Consider the following 22,495-nt stretch of genomic DNA (forward strand, 5'->3'; position numbering starts at 1 on the left):
CCCCCAGATTTGGCACATCTTACCATAAACCAATCTGCATCTACTCCCTTGGAAATCACGCCCCGGTTGGCCTATCCATGGCAAAAACTTCCTAAACTAAATAATGAAATTCGACAGGGGAGCCCTTATTCCTGCCAGCTTTGTCGAAGCCAAGCGAATTTTCACTAGAGCGTTGGCTTTCCTTTTTGCTTTTCCGGCCCCCACGCGGGATGGACCTGCCCTTCCGGGCCCCGCAGTCAGCATGGAATTCCGTGCACCGTTCTGGCTGCCCTAAAACGATGGGCCGGGGCGACGGGGAGCCGTGGGCGGCGTTTCAGACCCCAAAACCGGCATTTCATCTCCAAAATTCGACATCATGCGCGGCGCCGGAAGGAAGCCGGTGTCAAGCATGGCAGCTCATGGTATGGGCGCCTTCTTCTCCCGCCGCTTCAACGCCTTCGCCCGGCAGGCGCCGCAGCAGGGATTCACGGCCGGGTAACTGCCGGCCTTTTTGCTTTTTCCGCCCGCCCCCGTCCGATTCCGGCCGCCACCGGGCGCCTGGGCACCCCGGGCACGCAACGCCCCCGCCTGGTCTCGCCGGAAACGAAACTTTTCGCCTCCGCCGACTGTATTGACCCGGTAGAGGGACGAAATTCCAATCCATATTTTGGGAGTGCCCGGACCGGTTGGATGAGCTGCAAGGCCTGGTGGAGAGGTCCCAGGGCGGGGATGCCGCCGCGCTGGAGAAGCTCGTGGCCATACTCCAGAAGAAGGTTTACCGGCTGGCCCTGAGCCTCACCGGCAACCACGCCGACGCCGAAGACCTGGTGCAAGAGGCGGTCACCCGCGTGTACACCAGGTTGCGGTTCTACGATCCGGAGAGGGGCAGCTTCGAGGTATGGGTGCACCGGATCACCACCAACCTCTGGATAAACTGGGCGAAGAGCCGCCGGGGCCTCAAGGTCTGCTCGCTGGACAGCCTCACGGACCCGGACGAAGAAGGGGGCCCGGGGCTGGAGATCGCCAGCGGCGAGGACGGGCCCGAGGAGGAGTTCGAGAAAAGGGAGCTGCGCGAGCTCACCTGGCGGCTGATAAGACAGCTGCCGCCGAAGAGCCGGGCGGCGGTGGCCCTGCGGGAGATAGGCGACTACGCCTACCGGGAAATAGCCGCCGCCCTGGGGTGCTCGGAAACGGCGGTGAAAACGCGGATCAACCGCGGCCGCCAGATCCTCAAGGAAAAGCTGGCCCAGGCGGGCTACGCGCCCGGTGGCAAGGCCCGCCGGGGCGGGAAGGGGCGTGACGAAGGATGAAGTGCCGCAAGGCGCGCCAACTGCTGTCTCCCTATATCGACGGTGAGCTTGCGCCCCAAGAGCAGGCGGCGCTGGAGGAGCACCTTGCGGCCTGCGAGGCCTGCCGGGCGGAGCTGGAGGAGCTGCGCGCGGTCTCCGACGTGCTGGGGGAGATTTTTTGCCGCCTTGAGCCGCCCCCGGGCCTCCTCGAAAGGACCCTGAACCGCATCCGGGAGCTGGAGGCGGCGGGCGAAATCGAAAGGCTGCGGCGGCAAGACCGCCGGGCCAGGTGGCGCAGGGTGACCGTCGGCGTGGGGCTGGCGGCCGGCATCGGGCTGGCCGCGCTGCAGATCGGCCGGGCCGGCGTGGCGCCGGTGCCGCAGCCGCCCGCGCCGGTGGCGGTGGCTCCCGGCCCGGGGATTACCGCGGAAGACCCGGCGGAAGTTCCAAAGGAGCAAGCACCTGCCCCCGCCCCGCAGGTGGCGGCAGAGCACCGGGCGGACGGCGGCAGGAAGGTGGCGCCGGAGGTCATGTCGGCGGCGCCGGAGAGCGAGGCCGGCCGGACCGAAGGCGCCGAGTCGAATCCCTCGGCGACCGTTAGGCCCGCCCGCGTCGCAGCCCAGGCCGCCCAACCGGCCCCGACGAAAGAGCGGAAGGCCCCGGCCGCCGGGGAGAGCCGGGTGGCCTTGGCCGACGGCGCCCCCGGGCCGTCCAGGACCTTCCTCAGCCACGGCCGGCACGTCCGCACCACCGTGCTGAGGCTGGCGGTGGCGGACCTTGAGGCCGCCAGGCTGGCGGTGGCCGCGGCGGCCATTGAGGCAAGGGCGGCGGCGGTGGAGGAGGCCTGGAGCTACCAGCAGGAGCAGCTCATGCTCCGGGTGGTGCTGCCGGTGACCGGCGCGGCGCGGTTCGTTGCCGGGGTGTCCGGCCTGGGCGAGGTGCTGGGCCGGAGTACCGAGACCGCCGACGTCACCGCCGAGTTCGAGCGCCGGCTGGCCGAGTACCGGGAGCTGTCCGCCAAGTCCGACCCGGAAAGCCAAGCCCTGGCGAAAGCCGCGGAAAAGGTGCTGGAGGCCCTGGACCGGGAGAGCCTGGAGGCGGGCCGGGAAGTGGTGAACGTCTGGCTGGCGCTCCGCTAGCCGCCCCGGCGGCCGGTGGGGTGGCGATAGAGCGCCCGGGCGGGCACAGCCCGCGGGCGCAACCAAGACGGCGGAAGGGGGGATGCGGGCCCGGCAGCGCCGCCGCCCGCCGGGGCAGGGAGCATGAGAAGCTCCGGGGGCGCGGAGGAAAGCGGGCCGGGAAAGCAGGAAGGCGGGAGAGAACCGGCACGGGCGCCTCACGGCGCCGCGGCCGAGCGGCCGCGGGCGGCAGGCGGCCCGGCAAAGCAGGCTGTTGCAGGGCAAGCGGCAAGGCGCGGGTGCGCCTCCGGGCCCGGAGGGGCCCGGAAGAACCTGCGGGGAAAACCTAGGAGGAAAAAGGGGAGGGAATTGAGCCTTGCTTAGGACGCGCAGGAAATCCATTTCACTGCTGGTGGCGCTGGCGTTCGTTTTGACGCTGGTGCTGCCCGTGGGCGCCGCCCTCGCGGCGGCGAGCGCGACGCTCAGCCCGAGTTCAATTAATGAGTCGGCGCTGGACGGAGCTGAGCTGACGATCAGGCTTTCCGGCGACGCCTTCGTCCAGGACGGGACTCTGGATAAGGCCAACTTCACGCCTAATAACGCACCTGCGGGCCTCTCCGTCGCCTACGCGCTGTTCATCGACGCGCAAACTGCGAAAATAGGGCTTGTGTTCAGCGGCGAGTTTGACGAGAACATTGAGGACTTCAGCATCAAGATCGCTGGTGCGGAGCTGCAGGGCGGCGCGGACCTCACTACTAACGACATTACGTTAGTGGCCGAGGCTGAAGAGTGGATAACGGTTACCGGCGTGGACATCGTCGAGGGCAAGGAAAGCGAGGGCAAGCTGGTCATCACCCTGGAAGGCGAAGGCGTTACGTTTGCCGCCGGGATAGCCGCGACGGAAGTCACCCTGTCCGACGCTCCGACCGGGGTGGCCGTAGATACCGTCACCCGAGTTTCGGACACCAGGATCGAGGTCAAACTCAAGGATGCGACGAAGGATTACGACACCGATGTGAGGGCGACGGTCGCGGTAGACCATGACAAGAACACGGGTACGAATTCCCTTACCGCTACCTACACCTTCAAGGCCACCAAGGAGGCCATTGAGGTCACCGGAAGCACCGTAGAGGGCAAAGAGGACGGCGCCGTCCTGACCGTGAACCTCACCGCCTCCGACACCGACGTCTGCTACTTTAAGAACGACGAAGACGCGCTCCTTGAGAACGTGACCATGTACGGCCAGCCGACCGGCGTGTCGCTGGACTGGGTGGAGTACGTTGACGAGGACACCATCAAGCTGCACCTGGCCGGCAACGCCACCTACGACTACGACACCGACAAGAAGGCCACCATCCGCGTCAAGACCGGCGCTCTGGAGTGGAACACTGACACCCTCAGCGCCACCTTCACCTTCAAGGCCACGGTGGAGGAAGAGGAGGTCAGCGACCTCGACAAGTACGCCAACGGCCTCAGCTACGGCTACCAGTACGTGACCACCGGCGAGAACAAGGAGGCCGGCTGGGCGGCCATCCGCCTGCCGGAGGACCCGGACGTGCCGCGCTACGCCGACAAGCTGGTGGTCAGCGTGACCCTGCCGGATGGCGCGCTCTACATGGCCCCGGCCAAGGACAGCACCCTGGACGACTACGTGACCGTCATTGACCCCGAGGGCAAGGCCGACGTTGACCTGGTGTCCGCCAGCCGTGACCAGCTCGAGGTGGCGCTCACCGGGATGGACAGCCCGCTCGACCTGGCGGTGGTGTTCAACTTCGACGTGGAGGATGGGTCCGCCCTGGAGATCGACGGCGACTTCAGCGGCGACCTCGAGGTCACCCTGGAGTACGTCGGCTTCGATGGTAACAAGACCGTGTTCAGCGACCGCGAAGACCTGCTCATCGCCCGGGTGACCGGCGCCGACGTGACGGTGTCCGCGGCGAGCGCCAAGACCGTGGCCGTGGGCAGCGAGCGCGAGGCGGCGGAGATTACCGTTGAAGAGGGTAGCGCCGGCACCCTTGAGGGCGCCACCGTCACCCTAGAGATCGTGAGCGACGGCGCCAGCTTCAACAGCGCCGACATCACCACCGTCCGCTACGAAGCGGTAGACGACTACGACCTCGACGAGGGCGACACCGTGCTGACCTTCGAGGTGGGCGACCAGACCATCGGCCTGCCGGGCAAGGTCAAGATCACCCCGTATCTGGACCTCACCCCGGACGCCGACGAGGAGATCGAGATCGCGGTCACCGTTGAGGACAGCAGCGGCGACGAGCTGGCCAGCGAAACCGTGACCGTGGCCAAGGTGTCCGAGGCCGTGTCCTTCGCCGTGACCGACGTTAAGAACACCGGCGGCAAAATCACCGCGGGCCACGACGGGGCGGTGCTGAAGGAGTCCGGCAAGGCGGCCCAGCTCACCATCGAACCGGTAGGCAGCAAGTACCTGCCGGACGCGCTGGTGTACGTGGAGATCACCGGCGCCAAGTTCGACCCGGACACCCCGTTCGAGGTTTCCAACGGCAAAGCCGTGAAGACCTACAAGGACAACAAAGCCGCCTACTTCGCCGTGGAGGCGGATGACAAGGACGACGAGGTTACGCTGAAGAACTTCAAGGTCTCCGCCGCCGGGGACGCCGCGGCCGGTGACATCGTTCTCAAGTTCAGCAGCAACGGAGGCGACTTCGATCCCGCCGAGGTAGTGATCGGCCAGGTGGTTAAGCCCTTCGAGGTAACCGCCTCCTCCGCTCCGGAGATGGCCTACCTGGGCCAGGGCCAGGCTGCGGGCGACATCGTGATCAAGGAGACCGGCAAGGGCTCCATCCTCGACGACTTCCGGCTGGTCCTGCCGGACGGCGTGGCCTTCGCCGCCAAGCCGGACGTTAAGGTTACCGCCGGCAACATCGACCTCAAGGCCTCCCTCAAAGACGGCGGCAAGGCCCTCCTGGTGGACGTCACCGATACCAGCAGCGTCGCCAGCACCATTACCATCAGCGGCATCAAGTACGACGTCAACCGCCTGGCGATTGACGGTGACGTGAAAGTGACTATCGTGGGCGACCCCGACACGGAAGAGGACAGCCCTCTGTGGGCGGACCAAGTCCTGGCCGCGGTGGTCAACGCCAAGGTGGTGAGCGCGGCGGCCGCCCGGACCGCCAGCTTCACCATCGGCAGCACCACCTATACGGTGAACGGCAAGGAGTACACCATGGACGTGGCCCCGTACATCAAGGAGGGCCGCACCTACGTCCCGGTCCGCTACGTGGCCACCGCCCTGGGCGTTTCTGAGGACAACATCTTCTATGCCAGCGGCCAGGTTTCGCTCCTTAAGGACGGCCGCGCGGTGCAGCTCACAATCGGCAGCAAGACCATGGTGGTCAACGGCGTAGCCGTCACCATGGACGTGGCGCCTGAGATCCAGGCCGGCCGCACCATGCTGCCCTTCCGCTGGATCGCCACCGCCCTGGGGGCCAGCGTGAGCTGGAACGAGGAAACCAAGACCGTGACCATGAAGGTGGAATAGGCCGCCAGCGCGGCGGGGTGGGCCCGGGCCTCTTCAAAAGGCCCGGGCCCGCGAGTCTTGAAGGGGGTCGGAAAGCGGTGACGATCTGGGTTGGAGCCGCGGTGGCCTTCGTCGCGGGGACCTTCTTCGGCCTGCTGCTGGCGGGGCTCCTCGCCGCCGCGCGGGCGGGGAATGGGCCGCCCGCTCCGGCCGGGGGCGTGGTCAGCGGTCCGGAGGACCTGGAGCGGCTCGGCCTGGCCGTTCTGGGTGTTATTCCTGACGTGGGCGGTGAAACGGTCGGCGGGCCGCCAGCGTCGCGGCAGCGCGGTTCGGCACGATATTCTCGGGGGGATGGTTAGCGGTGCGAACTCGGAGCCTCATGGGCAGGGTCATTGCCGCCATGCTGCTTGTAGCCGGGCTGGCCGGCGCCGGTTGGGCGCCCGCGGCCCGGGCCGAGGCAACGGCGGAAGCCGAAGGCCAGGCTTCTGCCGTGGAAAGCCTCAGCCTGCAGCGGGCGCTGGACCTGGCCCTGGCCGCCAGCCGCGAGGTGCGCCAGGCCGAGCGCGAGCTGGAGCAGGCCAGGATGAAGAGGGAGGAAACGTGGGATTACTACACCGAGGCGCTTCTGACCGCCTACGACCCCGCAACCGGGTCGTACGTGTCCGGGGCGCCCGACGTTACCGCGGCCATGTACCAGGCCGACTACGCCTGGAGACGGGCCGGGAAGCAGCTTGAGGCCCAAAGGGACACAGTGGTGCGGCAGGTGTACGAGAAATACTACGCCGTGCTCGAAGCCGCCTCGGCCCTGGAGCTGGCGAAGCTGGAGCTGGAGAACGCCGGTCTCAGCCTTAAGGTTGCCGAGGCCCGGCGGGCGGTAGGAATGGAAACCGAACTCTCCGTCGCCTCGGTGCGGTCGCAGAAAGCGCAGGCCGAAGCCGCGGTGCAGCAGGCCGGAGCCAAGCTGGAGCAGGCCTGGCAGGACCTGGCCCTGCTTCTGGGCAAGCCGGTTTCCTGGCGGGCCGAGCTTACCGACCGCCCGGCCTTCTCTCCCCTGGAGGTGGCGGACCCGGAGGCGGAGATCGCCCGCATCGTGGAGGCCAGTCCCTCGATCTGGCAGGCCGCCCAGGCGGTGGAGCTGGCGCGGAAGACCGTGGGCATGAGCAACTCCCGCGATTACGACCGCCTGTCCCTGGACAACGCCCGCGATACCCTGGCCGCGGCGAGGGAGGAGGTCACCCAGGGCCTCCGCAACGCCTACCGGGCGATCAGGGAACTGGAAGCTTCCTACGCCACCGCGCAGGCCGCCGCGGATAACGCCCGCGAGGCCCTGCGGGTGCGCGAGGTGATGTACCGGGTGGGCATGGCTACCCGGGCCGAGGTGGCCGCGGCGCGGGCCAGCCTGGCCAAGGCGGAAGACACCCTGCTTAACCTGGCCGTGCAGCACGTGCTGGCCAAGATGGCCTTTTTTGCCCCCTGGGCGGCGGGCGGGACTTCCGGCGCGTAGAACTAGGGAGGCCCGGGAGGTGGCGGGCGGGTGCAGGCTCGCGAGAAAAAAGGCGGCAACCGGCCCACCTGCGGTCAACGTAAGCGCTGGCCGTGCACTCGATAGACAAGCCATTGATGAAGGGGGAAAGAAAGCTTATAATGGCGGTTACCAGGGGATAAAACATACTTTCGACGGGACAGAGCCTCCTGGGGAGGTGAAGAGGGGTTGGCGATGCGCGAAGAACTGCTTCGAATTGCCGAACACCTGTCGGAGGCGGAGCTGGAGGCCCTGCTGGACTACGCAAGATTTCTTATGTCAGAGGTGGATGAAGAGCCCCTGAGCGAGCCCGAGCGCTTGGCCGTCGCCGAGGCAAAGGAAGAAAGGCGCAGAGGGGGTGGCGAACCCTGGGAGAAGGTGAAGCGCGAGCTTGCAACAGTTGAGCAGGCTGGATACCAAGGTTGACGACCTGCGCAGGGAAACCGATGCCAAGGCAAGCAAGCTAGAAACCAAGCTTACTGAGCTTTATAAGGAAACCGATACCAGAATAGGTAGGCTAGAAACTACAGTTGCCGAGTTTCATAAGGAAACCGAAGCCAGGATAGGCAAGCTAGAGACTAAGATCGAGAGCTTAGAAGCCAGGATGGAGAGCTTGGAACCCAGGATCGACAAGCTGGAGGCCAGGATCGATAGATTGGATGCCAAGATAGACGCCAGAGTAGACGGCCTGCAACAAGAGTTCCGGAATTGCACCCGCTGGATAGTCGGAACCATCGTGGCCGTAGCAGGGGTAGCCATAGCCTTAGCCTCCTGGCTGTTCTAGCGGATCATTGTCGAATTAAGCAAAAGCGTCGGCATAGGAAATGCTGTACCTGCCTTTCAAAGTTGCCGCCAGCCAAATCCGGCGGTTGCTTGCTAGTACCACCCGCCACGGAAAAACCTTGTTCTTTACGTCGGCCTGGAAAGACGCCCCTCCTTTCTTGTAAGACAAATGGAATTTGGGATCAAGAGGTGCGCCTCCGGTCGGACCCACCCTCCGAGTCGCGGTTTTCATTTCCTCGTAGAGCCATACCATCCGGTCCAGGAACCAAAGTTTCGCCAGATACACGAGCGCGCAACCAAGAAGAGTCGGCCAAACGTCCAGGGCTACCACCCCCCAGACGACGAAAACCATCCCCAGCGCATCCATACCGTTTAGCAGGTTTGGTACGGCCGGTGATGGGGCGGCACGGGGACCTGCTTGCGGTTGAGCCACAGCCGTTCGCCCAGAACGCTCTTAGAAGCCCAGTTGTCGCCCCCCACCACGCTCGGCTTCTTGTTTGGTCGATGCGCTAGTTCGGCCCGGGAAGATCTGGAACTCAGGCCCGTTGCCGGGCGTCTAGATTAAAAAGGGAAACCAATCGGCGCGGCCTGCCGGCATAGAAGGAGAGGAATGGCAAATGAGGGCAACGGCAGCCTATCGTCTGAGTACGCTTTGCGGGGTAACGGCGCTAGCCACGGGCCTCGTCTATCTCGTCAACTTACCCGCTTTGACCAGTGACGCCACAAACGCGACGGTACCATGGGGTTGGCTGGCGCTCCTCGGCGGAATGCTGGTCTTGGTCCTGGTGGTAAGTAGCCAAAAGGGCTGGGGAACCAGATGGGCGGCAGTGGGCCTACTCATAAGCCTTGGCTTTATGTTCCTCCTGCAACTGCCGCCCATTGGGCTCTGGTTTCTCTTCCATGGGCAGGTAATCAGCGACGGACCAGTGGGACCGGTGGGCCACTGGGCGTGGTCGTTGCCCCACATTGTTGTGGCTGCGGCCTCTGCCGCCGCCCTATACCTGTGGTGGCGCCCATACCGCCGCTGAGGGTAGGCCGGACCGTTGTGCCTCAGCCATCTTCATTAATCGTCCGAGCAGTAAGTGAGATACAGTGGACAGCCGATTGTTTCGCTCGCTGTGCTCAGGGACTGGCGGCGTACCAGTCTATGAGCTGAGGGAGGGTTGGGAAGATGGCGAGATCGAGTGCGCACCAAGTGACCTCAAAAGGGTGGATTTCGCCCGTTCCGACGCCGACTTCCAGCCGCTCTTCCCCGACCTGGAGGGGGACCGGGAGAAGATTAAGCACCTGCTGGAGCTTTACCGGCAGGCCCTGGCTAACCTGGGGCCAGAATCTACTGTCGCCGAGGACCTAGGAGAGAACCTGCCCGGTCTCTGGTTCCTGCCCCGGGTAAGCCTGACCCTTCGGGGCGGGCGCAGGATCACCCTGATTCTACGGACAAATGATCCGGACCGGTAACGGAGGCCGATTCGGGCCGGGAGTTCTTATGGTGCTGTGGTGGTTCGTGCCCGCGTTGATTGCCCTGGCGGCCGGTGGGGGGTTGCTCAGCCGTGCGCCGGGTTCCGTACCGGTCTTTTTCGGGCGCCTGCTGGCGGTGGCGGCCTGGGCGGGTGCGGCGCTGGCGGTGCTGTGGGCGCTGCCCCAGGTTTCCGGTTTGCTATGGGGGAGGAGCGGGTGGTATGTGTTGCGAATGATCGAAGCGGAGCCTACGGCCCACCTGTTTCTACTGGTTCTTGGGCTGCTTCTCGGCTGGGCCGGCGTACGGCTGTGGCGGGACGTGCGCCGGACCTCCCGGCGGCTCGTGTAAAGCGAACCCGCTTTCGTGACCACAAAAGGGCCGGTACGAGGTTCCGGGGCAGGGTAGCCGGAGGGTGCCCTTTACGGTTGTCGCCCCGGACGACACCTGGAGCAGGAGAAGAAACGGCGCCCCAACTCCAACTCTTCCGGGTGGTGACGCCGGACGGTTACGAACTGGAACGTACCGTCATGAAGCTTCCCGTCAGCTAGATACTGACTTAGCCAGGAGGTTCAAAATGGTGCGGCGCAAACGCTGGTGGTGCAGTTTTCTTCTGAGCGGTGTGCTCCTGCTGTTACTGCCGACCGTGGCCGGCGCGCGCCTGCTGGTGTCCTCTCCGGAGGAAACTCTGCAGTCGGCGGACCTCATTATCACCGGCACCGTGATGGCCAGGGAGTACGGTGAAGCCGAGCGCCGGGTAACCGTTGAGGTGGATGAGGTTCTAAAAGGGGACTTCCGGGCCGACGAACTCAGTCTCGCCAGGCAGAAAAATCCGGTCTGCGGGTGGGCGGGCTTCGACTTTCCCGCACCGGGGACGCAAGTATTCCTTCTTCTGTGCGGCGAGGCAGAGCAGGGCTACCGGCCGGCTCGGGACCTCAACTATGTGGCGGTGGTGGAGGGCGACCGCGTCACCGGCCTCTACCGGGGCTACAACGTGGGGATTAACGGCCGCCGGTGGAGCCGGGAGGCTTATGCCGCGGCTTACGACGCCTTCTACCAGGCCCACCGTTCTAAGGAAGTAGCCCAAGCGAGTGGCGACCGGTCCGGCCTGGCCGCCGGCGCCGGGACCGGGCAGGAGGGGCAACAGCCCGCAGAGGTAAGCTGGCTCAGCCGGGTGTGGCGCTGCCTACAGGGGCTGTGGGATAGGCTTCTGTGATTGCGGTTGCTTGCTGGTACCACCCGCCACGGGAAAACCTTGTCCTTTACAAGGAGGTCGGGAGGCCATGGGCAAAAGACGGCTGGTGATTCTGAGCGTTTTCTTGCTGGTTACAGTCGTTTCTGCGGCTGCTCTTGCGGCCGAGCCTGTCAAGCTGGTGGTCAATGGGAAGGAAATCCAGCCTGACGTTCCGCTTCAGATGACTGACAATCTCCTGGTGGCACCGGTGAGGCACATAGCGGAGGCTCTGGGTTGCGCAGTGAATTGGGATGAAGCGGCGCGCACAGTATCTATTCTTGCTCCCTCCCAATCCGTTTGGGAACGCCGGGCAAAGCTTCTGGAGGAAGCCTTAGCTCCCACCACACCCCAGGAAGCAGTGAATAGGTGGGCAGAAGGGGTAAGGACCCGCAACGGCGCGTTGCAGTATGCGGTCTTTTCTCCCGAGCTCAGAACGCAAACGTACGAAGAATTTGAGCGCTGCGGCTGGGTCACCGGTGTTTCCAGTCCCTGGGTGCGGAACTACGAGATAATCAAAGAAACCCAAGCCCCCGACGGCAGCCGGGTATACGTTGTAAAGTTCGACCTAATAGCCTCCACAGGACCTGCGGGCTCGTACCTCACCAAGGTCACTGTAAAGCAGTACGATCCGTATTGGCTTATCGACCGGCTGGAAGAGGACAGGGTCCTGGCCCAGTTGCAAGGTAAGGTGGCTGATCTCCTAAAGGAGATGTGGCAGCAGCACTACCTCTTGCTGGAGACTTCGATCGTCTGCCACTCCTGTAGTGTTCAAGACTCTCAGGTAGAGGCGGTGTTCGCCACCACGGTCAAACACGTGTTGGCCTATGCCGCTCCTTCAGAGGTGCCCTGGCAAAAAGGGCGAATCCAATTCCTGGAGGAGAACCGCGACCGGCTCACGCCCGAACAGGTCCGCAAGGTGGAGGAGCAAATAGCCTTCTGGGAAGAGGAGCTCAAGGAGTACATCCGAAAGCCGGAGGAAGGCAACATGTTCCTTAAGGTAGAGGGAGAGCTGGACGCCGATGGAAACCTCAAGCCCGAGACGGTGAAGTTCTACTACGAAGACCCCATGGGTGACTACCTGCCTTTCATAAGAGATCAGTGGGACCAGTTCAAAAGCGCCGCCGAGCTGGAGAAGCGGGGCTATGAGGAAATGCGCCGGCTGGTGGAGCAGTAGACTGGGGAAGCCAATGGCTGAAAGGTCGTGGCCGGTTCTCGCCCCTCCCAATGCGAACCTGAAGGCTTCCGGGAGGGCAGAGGGAGCCGACGCGAGCCATCGACAAGGGCTCGCCGCCTACGGTGAGTGTGCCGGGGGTTGGTAAGATGGCGAAAGCCAGGGCCAGTTCGTACTCAGGCTGGGTTGTCAGCCTTGTCCTTTTGACCGTCGTGGCCGGCCCGGAGGAGCCCCGGTCGGAGGAGAAAAGCTTCTGGGCCCGCCTGGGCGATTTCTTCCGGCGCCTGTGGCGGCGCTAACCTGGGGGGGGGTGACAGATATTGTGGCCGCAAGGAGCGTATGGCTACTGATAGCCCTGTTGATCGTCCTCATTTTGCCCGTGGGCGCCGCCCGGGCGGCCGATCTTCCGCCGCTCGAGGCGGACGACCTCGTGAGGGTGGATTTCGCCCGCTCGGACACCGAGTTGCCGGTCAGCATCCTGCCGGAGGCAGCCGAGCAGCCGCAGGCCACCCTAACCCGACTGCTACCGACGGGATTTGAGGCCCAGTGGCGGGCCGGGATGGTGCAGGGCCGGGAAATAGGTGAGGTCCGTCTCGCCCTCCCGGGCGAGGAGGGTCAGGTGCTGTTTCGCCTCCGGGAGGCGGCCGGAGGTCTTTCTCCCGCCCGGCGGGCCCAGATTGTGGCCGGGCGCCTGCAGTCCCTGCTCGACCGGGGGCTAACCGCCGGGGAGATCGCGGTCACCCGGCGCCAGGGAGACTGGGTGGTGGTAGCTCGGGACCAGGTCCTGGCTACGGCCGATGCCCGCACCGCCCGACTTAGCAACAGCCATCCCCAGGCCCTGGCCTACCGCTGGGCCCAAAACCTGATCCATGCCCTCGCCCAGCGCGACCGGCCGGCCAAGAGCGGGCGCACCGTGGATTTGGTGCTCGACCCGGCGGCGCGCGGCACGGTCTACGCCCTCACCGTGGAGGGGGTCCAAAAAAGCTCCGACGGGGGTGGCACCTGGCAACCGCTGCCCATACCCTACACCGAAAACCGTCCGGAAGCGTCTCCCGCTCCCTTTCCCCAGAGCCTGGCCCTCCTCCCCGGCGATCCCCGGCGCCTGCTGGTGGGCATCTACCCGGGGGAAATCTGGCTTTCCGACGACGGCGGGGCGACCTGGGAGAAAACCTGGGCCGACGCCCCGGGATCCGGGGGTAACGCCCGGGTTTACGCCCTGGAAGCCGACCCCCAGGTTCCAGGCAGGGCCTGGGCCGGCCTGGCGGATGGCGTGGACAGGGGCTACGTTTTGCGCAGTGACGACGGCGGCCGCACCTGGCAGCGGGTCTGGCAGGGAGGCGGGGTGATCGACCTCCTGCCGGTCCCGGGTTGCGCCGGCGCGGTGATGATACAGGCCATGGAGGCCAACCCGGAGGCGGATAATGCGTGGGAGCCCCGGGTTTACCGCTCGGGTGACGGCGGGATTAGCTGGCAGCGCCTGGGTTTCGGCGGCATCCTGATCCGGGATAGCTCGGCACCGGGGGTGGTCTACCGGACGGAGTGGCGGCTGGAGAAGTTCGGGGACCGGTACCTGAAGACCGGTTACCGGCTCAAGCGGTCCTCCGACGGCGGGGCCACCTGGGAGGAGGTGGCCTGGTCGGGTGTCCCGGACGAACCCTGGCTCTTTGTGCCCGTAACCGTGGGGGGCGAGGCGCGCCTGCTGCTTCAGGGCGACCGCACCTACTATTACCGCCGCTGGACCCTGGCTCCCCTGCCCCAAGGCTTTGCCGAGCGCCGGCGGCAACTGGAAGCCCTGGTGACCGAGGCTTTGTCCTGGGGTACGGACGACGGCGTGAGCTTTACCTACACTCCGGAAGAAAATGCCCTTTACGTCAGCGGCTTTAACAGCGGCCTGTACCGGCTGGAACTGGGGTTGCCGGTGGTCCTCTGGACCCCGGAAGAAATCGTGCAGAAATACCTGGCCGTGGAGCCGTGGCAGGCCCGGTCCTACCTGGCGGCCCGTACCCTGGTGGCCATACCCACGCCCGGCCGAGGGGAGCGGGAACTGGTTTGGACCGGCCGGTACGAGGTGCTGCGGCGGGAAGAACGCGGCGACGGTCGCCTGGTGCTTACGGTACGCCAGTATATGCAGCCGCGGCAGCCTATCCCCGGCCAAAAAGGGCCGGTGGTGGAGGTGGTTAGGTACACCTTCGTAAGGGAGGGCCTATTCTACGGCCTCTACGCCGTGGAGCCGGTGAGCGGCTAAGGCGCGGCCAAGGCCATCGGAGCTGCGCCGGCGCCGGCCGGTTCTATCAAGATCAAGGAGCGGTTCTTATGTTCCCTCCAGCCAGGACGACGAATAGCCCCGAAAAGCTCTTGGCGGTCCTGGCCGTTCTGGCCCTGCTTCTCGCGGCAACGGCCTGCCGAGCTGCCGCCGGTGACGAGGTGGTAGCCCTGGTCAACGGCGAGGAGATTACCCTTCAGGAGTTGGACATGGCAATTAGAGAGGTGGAGGTGGGCCTGCAGATGGCCTCGCGGCTTGAGGAGCTGGAGCCGGGTTCTTCGCCCGAGCCGATCGGTGCGGCAGAGTTCGTTGCGGCCTTGGGCATAGACCCGGGAGCCATGAGCGAGGAAGAGGCCCGTTTCTACCGGCGGCTGGAGCGCGAGCTGGAGCGCCAGAAACGGCCCCCGGACCGCAATGAGGCCTTCAACCAACTGGCACGCAAGGAAGTTCTTTACCAGGAGGCAGTCAAACGCGGGCTGGGGGTTTCCCTGGCCGAGGCGCGCGAACTGCAGCGGCAGGTGGAGGAGGTTTCCCGGAAGGCGTACGAACGGGAAGGCCGGTGGCAGGAGATCCTCCGGATGGAACAAGAGGCAGGCTCTGGGGTACCGGTCGCGGGAGGAATGGAAAGAGGCCGTGTTACCGTCGATTGCCCGGGACGCCAGCATCAGGAGGTTGAAAAACTGGTTTGAGGAACGGCTGGCGGCCAGCCACCCCGAGGTGCGGGAGACCGACTTTCTGGTGTTGAAGGAGAACGCCTGGGAAGACTATACCGAGTACCTGCTGCGCCGCGCTAAAATCCGCATTCGAAAAGAGGGCTTCAGCCTGAACTTCCACGGCGAAGCGTGGTCGGAGGACCTGCTCGGGCGGCAATGACTGGCCGTCAGCGCATTGCGGGCCTGCGGGTCTGAAACCGGCCGGTAGACTGCCCACCCCGGCACGGGATCGCAGGGCGTCGCCGGGACGGCCGGACTGCCGTTTGGCCTGGGTGCGGGGAAGGAGGTGAATCGGGTGAGAGCGTCTCGCGATCATTGGCCGGCCCTTGTGGTCTTGCTAGTCGCCGGGGGCCTGTTCCTATTGTTCGGGTGCATCCAACAAGGCAAACAAACGGCTCAACCGCGAGTAGCCGGGGACTGGTTTACGTACATCGGCGGGGTCCCGGGAGAGCCGTCGCCTGAGCGCCAGCGGATTGGTTACCAGGTTTCGCTTACTAACACCGGTACTGCACCGTTACGGGGTTGGAGGTGGGAAATGGTAATTCCGCCGGAGGTCGAGGCGAGGCTTATTCGCACGGAGCAGAAGGTCGATCCTGATCCAGTTGCTCCCTCTATATTGCCCGACTTACCGCCCGGAGAAACGGTCAAGATTGCGGGTTACCTGGATTTGAACGCCGAGGGGCTCTCCAAGCGGGATCTTGTTGCCCTTGCCGATTCTATCACCCTTCGAATCGTGGGCGCGGACGGGCGTGAGCTCTTATCGTTTCCGCGGACGCCGTATAAAGTTCCTGCAGGAACGCCCCGGCAAGAAGAGCGGGCAGGAACTGAGCCGCCCGAAGCCGAAACCTCCGGAGCGGCGGCCGGGGATACCAGATTGCCCCCCGGCGTAACGGCGGAACAGGTCGCGGCTGGCGCCTGGTCCCCTGATGGTGAGGTCCTGGCCTACTTTCTCCAAAACCAACACCCGGCGGCAGAGGGGAGTATTCACCTATGGCGGCCTGGCCAACCACCCGGCGAGGTGGCGCGGGAATGCCGGGTGACCGGCTTCCAGTGGTCGCCCGACGGCCGTTACCTCCTCTCGGACGCAGGCAGCAGCGCCACCCGCAGCGGCCTGCTGATTGAGGTCGCCTCCCAAGAGGTGATCGAGCGCTTCTCCTTTGTCGGGGAGGCGTATTGGTCCCAGGATTCCGGCCGGCTCCTGGTGGCCCGGCCCCGGCCGATAACTCCACCTCCGGTCTGGGAGGTAGAGGGAACCCTGGATGTGGCCGCCTATGTCCCGCAGACGCGGAAGTGGTTCGTCTTCGCCCGGGGCAGCCAGGATTATTACCTCCAGCCCACGGATTGGGATAACCGAGGTTACCCCGTTTTTGAGAAAGTACCCTTCGCTCAGCCCCACAGAAGAACCACCGTTTCGGTGGAGGAAATCGTGGCCCATCACCTCCCCCGGCCCTTTGCCCCCGAGGTCTTGCCGGAAGGGTTGAAATACCCCGGCCGATGGAAAGGCAGCGTCATGCCCACCCTGCTTCAGGAGATGGCGCGGATGGGCTGGCGGGAACTCCCCGCCGAACAGATGGGGGCCCTGCGGTTCTTTGCCAAAGAGGTGGCCGGAGTGCAGGTGAAGATCGGAGTGTTGCCCGCAGAAATCGGCGGCCCCACGGAGGATAAGGCCACCACCACGATCACAGTGGAACTCTGGCCGCTGGAATAAGCAGGAAGGAATGGTCGGGAAAATGCTCAACGTCCGGGTACGGCAGCTAGAGAGCGCTGCCACTCCCCCGGCGCATTGGAGGGAAGATCATGAAAAAGCGCGCGCATGGGCTGCCGGTGGAGGCCATCCTACTGGGCCTCGGGCTCGGCCTGTTGGGCCTCGGACCCACTCCGGCCGGCCCGGCCCTGGCCGACGACGCCAGCCTGGGCCGGGTGGGCGACGGGGTACAGCCTTTGCATCAGACTGAAGTGCAGATGGTGGCCGAAGAGGTACGGGTCAAGGTGTCTCCTGAGCGCTCGGAGGTAGAAGCCACCTTTACCCTCCTGAACCGCGGGCCGGCCGTGAACCTGCTGGTGGGTTTCCCCCAAGCCCTGGAGCAGGCCGGCCCGGAAAGGGCCGAATTTGGCGATGACACCACCCTCCACGACTTTCGGGCCTGGGTCGGGGGCCGGGAAGTGCCGGCAAGACTGGAAAAGGCGGCCACCGGCGGGCAGGGGTCCCAGGCGGGGGAAAGGTCCCCGCCGGAGAGCGGGCCGCCCGGCTTTCCCGCCCTGCCTCCTTACCCGGCCTGGTACATCTTTCCGGTTTCCTTGGCCTCCGGGGAGCAGGTGGAGGTACGCAACACCTACTGGGTAAAGAATACCGCCTGGTCCAACGGCGAGGTAGAAACCGGCTACATCCTGCAAAGCGGCGCCACCTGGGCAGGGCCCATCGGCCGCGGGCGGGTGGAACTGGTCCTGGAGGGCATTGACCCCTACCAGGTCATCGGCGCCCGGCCGGGTAACTGGCGCCTGGAGAAGGAAAACACCTACGTCTGGGAGTTTGCCGACTGGGAGCCGGACAGAGACATTACCTTGCACTTTTCCAACCGCCCTGGTTGGGCCATGTTTTCTTCCCCCCGGCCGGAAATCGACAGCCTGCTCCAGGAAGGCCGTTATGCAGAGGCTTTGTCCTTGCTGGAGCAGGCGCTGCGGGAGGCCTCCCTGGCGGATGGGGAACGCCAGGCTCTTCTTTTCCGCCGGGGCCTGGCCCTCCAGGAAGCGGGTCGCCTCCAGGAGGCCCGCGAGCTGTGGGAAGCCAACCTGGACCTTCCCTGGCTGGCCAGGCAGCGGGGTGAAGAGGCGGCCCAGGAGGCGCTTTCTGGCAGCCAAAGCGAGCCGCCTGGCGCCTACCGCCTGGCCGGCGACCCGGCCGCTTATTACCACCTGGCCCGGATCTACCGCCAGCAGGGCGACCTGGCCAGCCTAAGCCTGCTCTACCACCAGGTAGTAGCCCGGCGGATGGGCCTGCCCCTGCAGCGCTGGCTGGAACTGTACCTGCCCACCAGCGAACGCGTCCGCCCGGAGCCCCCCGTAGTGGCTAGGGCGGAGGTCGAGCTGGAACACAACTTTGCCAAGGAACGGCCGCTAATCGCTGTGGAGCTGGCCGACCCCGACGGTGACCTGTGGCAATGGTCTCTCCGGGCCTGGACTGTTTCTGGCGGCACAGAGGCGGTGCTGGCCAAGCAGCAGAAAGAGGTCTGGTACGGCGAGACCTATTCTACGCAGGCCCGCGTCCCCCTGCACGCGCAGCCGCCGGGCACAGTGATCTACTACCAGGTCAGCGCCCGGGACGGCGCCGGGCACGTGGCACAGAGCGGCGTCCGGGTATGGACGTTACCCAGCGCTGCAGAAATGTGGGGCCAGCCCCTGGGCGAGGTGCAGGTAGAGGACCGGGTGACGCCGCGGCAGGAGGTGTTGATCGGCAACCTGGCCGCCACAGGCACCAACCTGCGTTTGGAACTGGCGGACGGCCGGCGGATCGAGTTTTCCGCCCCCAAGCCTCTGGATGATGCCGCCACCGGCGGGTTGGCCCTGGTCAGCGGTTCCTGGCCGGAGGAAGGCACCTTTGTAGCCGAGCGGATCGTACCGTTGAGCGGCGACCTGGCTGGCCGCCGGGTCGAATTGCGCCCCTACCTTAACCTCGTTCCCGGAGTGGGGCTTTTCCTGGACAATCGGGGTATGGAGTATTCCGGCGGGCGGGAGCAAATTCACGCCGCCTTTCGCTCCCCTCCCTTTATGCTCAACTACACCACCTTTGTCGAGGCCCTGGAGTTGACGGAGATCCTCGACCTCTCCCTGGGCTACCACCCCGGCTCCAGGGTGATTACCTGGGAGGGCCGGGGCCGGCCGCTCAAGCTGGGCATCGGACGGAGCGCATACTCCGCCTACCGGGGCCCGGGCGAGCCCTGGGCCAGCGCCCTTTGGTACGACGGGAAACTGTACGTGCCCCTGCGTTTCGTGCTGGAACACTATGGCTACAGGGTGGAATACGACCCCGGCCAGAACCTCATCCGGGCCGGGGCGCCCTTCAAACTGGAACGGGCTGAATGACTGTAGGTTGGCGGGTTACCCAGGGGGGGTTGCGGAGGTGCAAGGCCTGACGCCCCTCGCAGCTAATTAATGGCCGGACCGTGCTGCCCCTGCGCTGGGTGGCCGAGGCCCTGAGCGCGGACGTGCCGCGTCACCGGCCTCTACCAGGGCTACAACGTGGGGATTAACGGCCGCCGGTGGAGCCGGGAGGCCTATGCCGCGGCTTACGACGCCTTCTACCAGGCCCACCGTTCTAAGGAACGCCCAGTTGGGCAATGCCATGTACGTCACCGCCGGTTGGACTTACGACGGGAGGACATGGTGCACCCTGAGCGGCCGGAGCACGCCGGAAGCGGTAGTGAAGATGGCGGGGTCCTGCATACAGAGGACGGCGGAAGAACCTGGGGAGTTCAGTGGGAGGATAAAAGCGTAAACCTGCCCTCGGGTTACGATCTCTGGTTTCAGGATACGACCCAGGGGTACGCGCTGATCAATGGGAAACTGCTGGCCACCAGAAACGGTGGGCAACAGTGGTTTACGCTTTCCTTTGGCGATGAAGATTTCGTCCCCCAGCACCTGAGCTTTGTTAACCCCGCCACCGGATGGGTAATCGGCGTTACCAGACGAGAGGACCATTCCCAAGCGCCGGGCGAGAATCTGGAAAACAGGCTGGTAGTGTTCCGGACAACTGATGGGGGCAGACACTGGCAGCAGCAGTTTGCTCAGGACTACCCCGATGACCGGGTCGGGAGCATAGACATCCAGTTCATCAATGCCACCACCGGTTGGTTTTTGACCAGTAATCTGGCGACCTGGGCCGGTGAGCTCTACTATACCGCCAACGGCGGCGGGGACTGGCAGAAGATCAACCAGATCAAGTGCGTCAGACCCACGCCCACCCAGGTGCAGTTTGTCACCGCCCAGGTGGGCTGGATTCCGCTGGATGTTGGTGCCGGGCCGGTCGCCGGGGGGTTGCTGCTTACCCGGGACGGCGGCAGGAGTTTTGCCCTGGTGGAAGGCGCCGGCGAAAGCATCCGGGAGGCGGTCTTCATTTCGCCCCAACAGGGATGGGCCGTGGGCACAGCGCCCAATTGTGGGGATTACCTGATCCGCACTACCAACGGTGGTCAGTCGTGGACGCAGGTTTTCCCGCAGCCGCCGGTTCAGGCCGAACCTAATAACCTTGGGGAGGCTGAAAGGAATGAGCGGAAGGAGTAAACGGTTACTTACTGCCGTGGCCATAACCAGGTGAGGGTCACCCCTTACAGATTGAGAGCGTGCGCGACATCAACGGCGACAGCTGGCCGGAAATCCTATGGAGGGATGCCGGGGCGGATGCGGTTGATTTCAAGGAAAAGAGCTGCAGCCCGTGTTGCCGCCCGAGGCGTACTATTATCCCACGGGGCGACTTCCTTCCCGGAAGGTTGCGGCTGCCCGAACCCATGGCCCCGGGCAGCGGTAACACAATGCTCAGCCTGGGCAGGCCGGGCATGGAGATCTCTTTGCTGGCCCTGGTTTGGTTCTGCTCATGGCGTTGCTGGTCCTCGAGCTGTCCGCCTGGCTGCTGCGGCAGTGGGTGGAGGTATGAGGTCCTGCGGAGAGCTTGCTGCCGCTCTTCTGGCATGTTAAGATGAAGCCATGGGCTAGTGCGGGGATGATCAAAGATGGCCGAGCAATCGCTGGTCGAACTGGCCAAGAGCGTACTGGAGCCGGTCAAGCAGGTAAAGATGGCTTTCTTGTTTGGCTCGCGGGCCGAGGCTAGGGCAAGGCAGGATTCCGATGTGGATATAGCCGTCTATTGGGAGCCTAAACCCGGCAGAAGGCAAAAGGAACGGGTATGGGAGACCCTGGAAAGGACCCTTGGCACCGAGGTAGATCTGGTGGACCTTAATGATTGCCCGGCCACACTGGCCTGGGAGGCCCTTCAAGGTATCCCCCTCGTTAAACGGGATGAACGCTTTTACCTCGAGTACATGCTCGAGGTTTCCCGCGAGGCGGAAGACTGGCAGGAGTACCTTTTCGACCTGTGGCGGTGGCGCCGCCGCCTGGCAGGGGAGTAGGATGAGTCCGCTACGGCCCGCCCAAAGGGAAAGCATAATGCGCCGTTTGAGTTTCCTCCAGGTGGAACTCAGCGATTTGCAGGAATATAACGGCCTTACTTATGAGGAGTATCAGACGGATCGCCGTGTCCGACGGGAAGTGGAGCGACTGGTAGAGAACCTGGCCAATGCGTGCTTGGACATAGTGAAGATAATCCTGGCTGGAGAGAATTTGGAGGTGCCTTCTACCTATTCTTTAGCGTTTGCCCGCTTGAGCGAGGCCGGGTTGATCCCCCATGACCTGGCCAAAGATCTGGCCGCCTTGGCCCGGACACGCAACGTTCTTGCCCACCAGTACCTGGACATCAAATGGGAGAGGCTGCACCACTTTCTCCGGCATGGTCCGCGCCTTCTGGCTAGGTTTGTAGAGATCGTAGAGAGGAAGTTGGAGGAGAGCGCAGAAGAAGCCTAGAGTAGTCCCTAACCCTCATGCCACTCAGGTGGCAACAGCAGAGGATGAAAACCGCGCTACTCGGCCTATTTTTCCAGGGTAGGCCCGTGGGCCTAAGGAGGCGTAGCGTGGCGCTATTTGGGAAAAGGGAGCCGGAACAGGTACAAATTCTGGAAAAGGACCTCGCCTGCCAGGTATGTGGGCACGACAGGTTCTGGCGCCGCCAAGCCCAGTTGAATACGGCGGTGGCCACCTTCTTTGACCTTGACTGGACCAACCCCTCGGCGACCTGCTTGATCTGCGCCCGCTGCGGCTATATCCACTGGTTCCTGCCGGAGTAGGCCGGCGGAATCGTCTTTTGGCAACGCCGTATAACCGAGGCGCCGCCGGGGAGAGGGTACAGGGTGCCCCGTCCTAATCGCGCCGCCATCTGATAGATCTTATCTGGTAGCGGAAGACACCTGCCGGCGCGTTAACGGTTACTTCGTCTCCGACTCTCCTTAACAATAATGCCTTTCCGACAGGCGAAATATCGCCGCCTCCTACGTTTCTCGAAAAGGCCCTGCGGTTCTTTGCCAAAGAGGTGGCCGGAGTGCAGGTGAAGATCGGAGTGTTGCCCGCAGAAATCGGCGGCCCCACGGAGGATAAGGCCACCACCACGATCACGGTGGAACTCTGGCCGGTGGAATAGACACCGCCCCTTGTTCACGTGCGCGTCCCGGTGGTGCTTAAGGGCGGGAAGGTCCGCCACGTGTACAGAATGCTCCTGTCGAAGGCCTTGCCTTTCCCCACTCCCCTGGTGCGGGGTCTAGTAACCCCAAAAGGGGACTACACCATCTAACAAGGAAGGTAGACCGAGCGGGGAAGACGTAAGCATTGCCCAGATTCCCACTAGCGTGGTAGAATATGGGCCAGGGAGGGG

The 22,495-nt window shown here is 64.4% G+C and carries 22 protein-coding genes and 1 pseudogene; 21 read left to right on the forward strand and 2 right to left on the reverse strand.

Going from position 1 to position 22,495, the window contains the following annotated elements:
• Window positions 1-665 precede the first annotated feature (665 nt).
• The 7 genes from NUV99_04620 to NUV99_04650 all read left to right on the forward strand — a co-directional run bounded on the left by NUV99_04620 (window position 666) and on the right by NUV99_04650 (window position 8,188).
• Complete coding sequence (locus tag NUV99_04620) at window positions 666-1,289, forward strand: RNA polymerase sigma factor (GenBank protein MCR4419403.1); 624 nt, start codon at window positions 666-668, stop codon at window positions 1,287-1,289.
• On the forward strand, window positions 1,286-2,407 hold the full coding sequence (locus tag NUV99_04625; GenBank protein ID MCR4419404.1) for an anti-sigma factor: 1,122 nt from the start codon (window positions 1,286-1,288) through the stop codon (window positions 2,405-2,407). Before NUV99_04620 ends, NUV99_04625 begins: the two co-directional genes overlap by 4 nt.
• A gap of 355 nt (window positions 2,408-2,762) precedes the next feature.
• Window positions 2,763-5,903 (forward strand): copper amine oxidase N-terminal domain-containing protein, encoded by a 3,141-nt coding sequence (locus tag NUV99_04630; protein MCR4419405.1) that lies wholly within the window; start codon window positions 2,763-2,765, stop codon window positions 5,901-5,903.
• A 77-nt stretch (window positions 5,904-5,980) separates the two neighbouring features.
• Window positions 5,981-6,241, forward strand: a complete 261-nt coding sequence (locus tag NUV99_04635; protein ID MCR4419406.1) for a hypothetical protein — start codon at window positions 5,981-5,983, stop codon at window positions 6,239-6,241.
• A gap of 2 nt (window positions 6,242-6,243) precedes the next feature.
• A complete protein-coding gene (locus NUV99_04640; GenBank protein MCR4419407.1) occupies window positions 6,244-7,386 on the forward strand; it encodes a TolC family protein in 1,143 nt (380 codons plus the stop codon).
• Window positions 7,387-7,599: 213 nt separating this feature from the next.
• Window positions 7,600-7,830, forward strand: coding sequence for a hypothetical protein (locus NUV99_04645; protein MCR4419408.1), 231 nt, complete (start codon window positions 7,600-7,602; stop codon window positions 7,828-7,830).
• On the forward strand, window positions 7,796-8,188 hold the full coding sequence (locus NUV99_04650; GenBank protein MCR4419409.1) for a hypothetical protein: 393 nt from the start codon (window positions 7,796-7,798) through the stop codon (window positions 8,186-8,188). Before NUV99_04645 ends, NUV99_04650 begins: the two co-directional genes overlap by 35 nt.
• A 225-nt stretch (window positions 8,189-8,413) precedes the next feature.
• Here NUV99_04650 and NUV99_04655 read toward each other — a convergent pair.
• A pseudogene (locus NUV99_04655) lies at window positions 8,414-8,658 on the reverse strand (hypothetical protein).
• Between the two features lie 738 nt (window positions 8,659-9,396).
• Here NUV99_04655 and NUV99_04660 point away from each other — a divergent pair.
• The 14 genes from NUV99_04660 to NUV99_04725 all read left to right on the forward strand — a co-directional run bounded on the left by NUV99_04660 (window position 9,397) and on the right by NUV99_04725 (window position 21,914).
• Window positions 9,397-9,645, forward strand: a complete 249-nt coding sequence (locus NUV99_04660; protein MCR4419410.1) for a hypothetical protein — start codon at window positions 9,397-9,399, stop codon at window positions 9,643-9,645.
• A 31-nt stretch (window positions 9,646-9,676) separates the two neighbouring features.
• Window positions 9,677-9,994 (forward strand): hypothetical protein, encoded by a 318-nt coding sequence (locus NUV99_04665; GenBank protein MCR4419411.1) that lies wholly within the window; start codon window positions 9,677-9,679, stop codon window positions 9,992-9,994.
• Between the two features lie 226 nt (window positions 9,995-10,220).
• Window positions 10,221-10,859, forward strand: a complete 639-nt coding sequence (locus NUV99_04670; protein MCR4419412.1) for a hypothetical protein — start codon at window positions 10,221-10,223, stop codon at window positions 10,857-10,859.
• Between the two features lie 67 nt (window positions 10,860-10,926).
• A complete protein-coding gene (locus NUV99_04675; protein ID MCR4419413.1) occupies window positions 10,927-12,051 on the forward strand; it encodes a copper amine oxidase N-terminal domain-containing protein in 1,125 nt (374 codons plus the stop codon).
• A 146-nt stretch (window positions 12,052-12,197) separates the two neighbouring features.
• Entirely contained in the window at window positions 12,198-12,347 is a 150-nt protein-coding gene (locus tag NUV99_04680; protein MCR4419414.1) for a hypothetical protein, read from the forward strand.
• 23 nt (window positions 12,348-12,370) lie between these two features.
• Window positions 12,371-14,293, forward strand: a complete 1,923-nt coding sequence (locus tag NUV99_04685; GenBank protein ID MCR4419415.1) for a glycoside hydrolase — start codon at window positions 12,371-12,373, stop codon at window positions 14,291-14,293.
• Window positions 14,294-14,361: 68 nt separating this feature from the next.
• The gene (locus NUV99_04690) at window positions 14,362-15,000 is read left to right on the forward strand and encodes a SurA N-terminal domain-containing protein (GenBank protein ID MCR4419416.1); all 639 of its coding nucleotides are present in this window, start codon (window positions 14,362-14,364) and stop codon (window positions 14,998-15,000) included.
• Window positions 14,984-15,184, forward strand: coding sequence for a hypothetical protein (locus tag NUV99_04695; protein ID MCR4419417.1), 201 nt, complete (start codon window positions 14,984-14,986; stop codon window positions 15,182-15,184). The genes NUV99_04690 and NUV99_04695 overlap by 17 nt, the downstream gene beginning before the upstream one ends.
• Before the next feature lie 876 nt (window positions 15,185-16,060).
• Complete coding sequence (locus tag NUV99_04700; protein ID MCR4419418.1) at window positions 16,061-16,732, forward strand: hypothetical protein; 672 nt, start codon at window positions 16,061-16,063, stop codon at window positions 16,730-16,732.
• Between the two features lie 89 nt (window positions 16,733-16,821).
• Window positions 16,822-19,104: a stalk domain-containing protein gene (locus NUV99_04705; GenBank protein ID MCR4419419.1), complete on the forward strand. Its 2,283-nt coding sequence runs from the start codon at window positions 16,822-16,824 to the stop codon at window positions 19,102-19,104.
• A 297-nt stretch (window positions 19,105-19,401) separates the two neighbouring features.
• Window positions 19,402-20,301 carry a hypothetical protein gene (locus NUV99_04710; protein ID MCR4419420.1) on the forward strand — a complete coding sequence of 300 codons (900 nt, stop codon included), beginning with the start codon at window positions 19,402-19,404 and terminating at the stop codon, window positions 20,299-20,301.
• Window positions 20,302-20,747: 446 nt separating this feature from the next.
• A complete protein-coding gene (locus tag NUV99_04715; protein ID MCR4419421.1) occupies window positions 20,748-21,143 on the forward strand; it encodes a nucleotidyltransferase domain-containing protein in 396 nt (131 codons plus the stop codon).
• 1 nt (window position 21,144) lies between these two features.
• The gene (locus NUV99_04720) at window positions 21,145-21,594 is read left to right on the forward strand and encodes a DUF86 domain-containing protein (GenBank protein ID MCR4419422.1); all 450 of its coding nucleotides are present in this window, start codon (window positions 21,145-21,147) and stop codon (window positions 21,592-21,594) included.
• A gap of 107 nt (window positions 21,595-21,701) precedes the next feature.
• On the forward strand, window positions 21,702-21,914 hold the full coding sequence (locus NUV99_04725) for a hypothetical protein (GenBank protein ID MCR4419423.1): 213 nt from the start codon (window positions 21,702-21,704) through the stop codon (window positions 21,912-21,914).
• A gap of 73 nt (window positions 21,915-21,987) precedes the next feature.
• Here NUV99_04725 and NUV99_04730 read toward each other — a convergent pair whose 3' ends face one another.
• Window positions 21,988-22,212 (reverse strand): GreA/GreB family elongation factor, encoded by a 225-nt coding sequence (locus tag NUV99_04730; GenBank protein MCR4419424.1) that lies wholly within the window; start codon window positions 22,210-22,212, stop codon window positions 21,988-21,990.
• Window positions 22,213-22,495: the final 283 nt, after the last annotated feature.

The sequence above is a fragment of the Clostridia bacterium genome (assembly GCA_024653205.1).
Lineage (GTDB): Bacteria > Bacillota > DSM-521 > Neomoorellales > SLTJ01 > JANLFO01.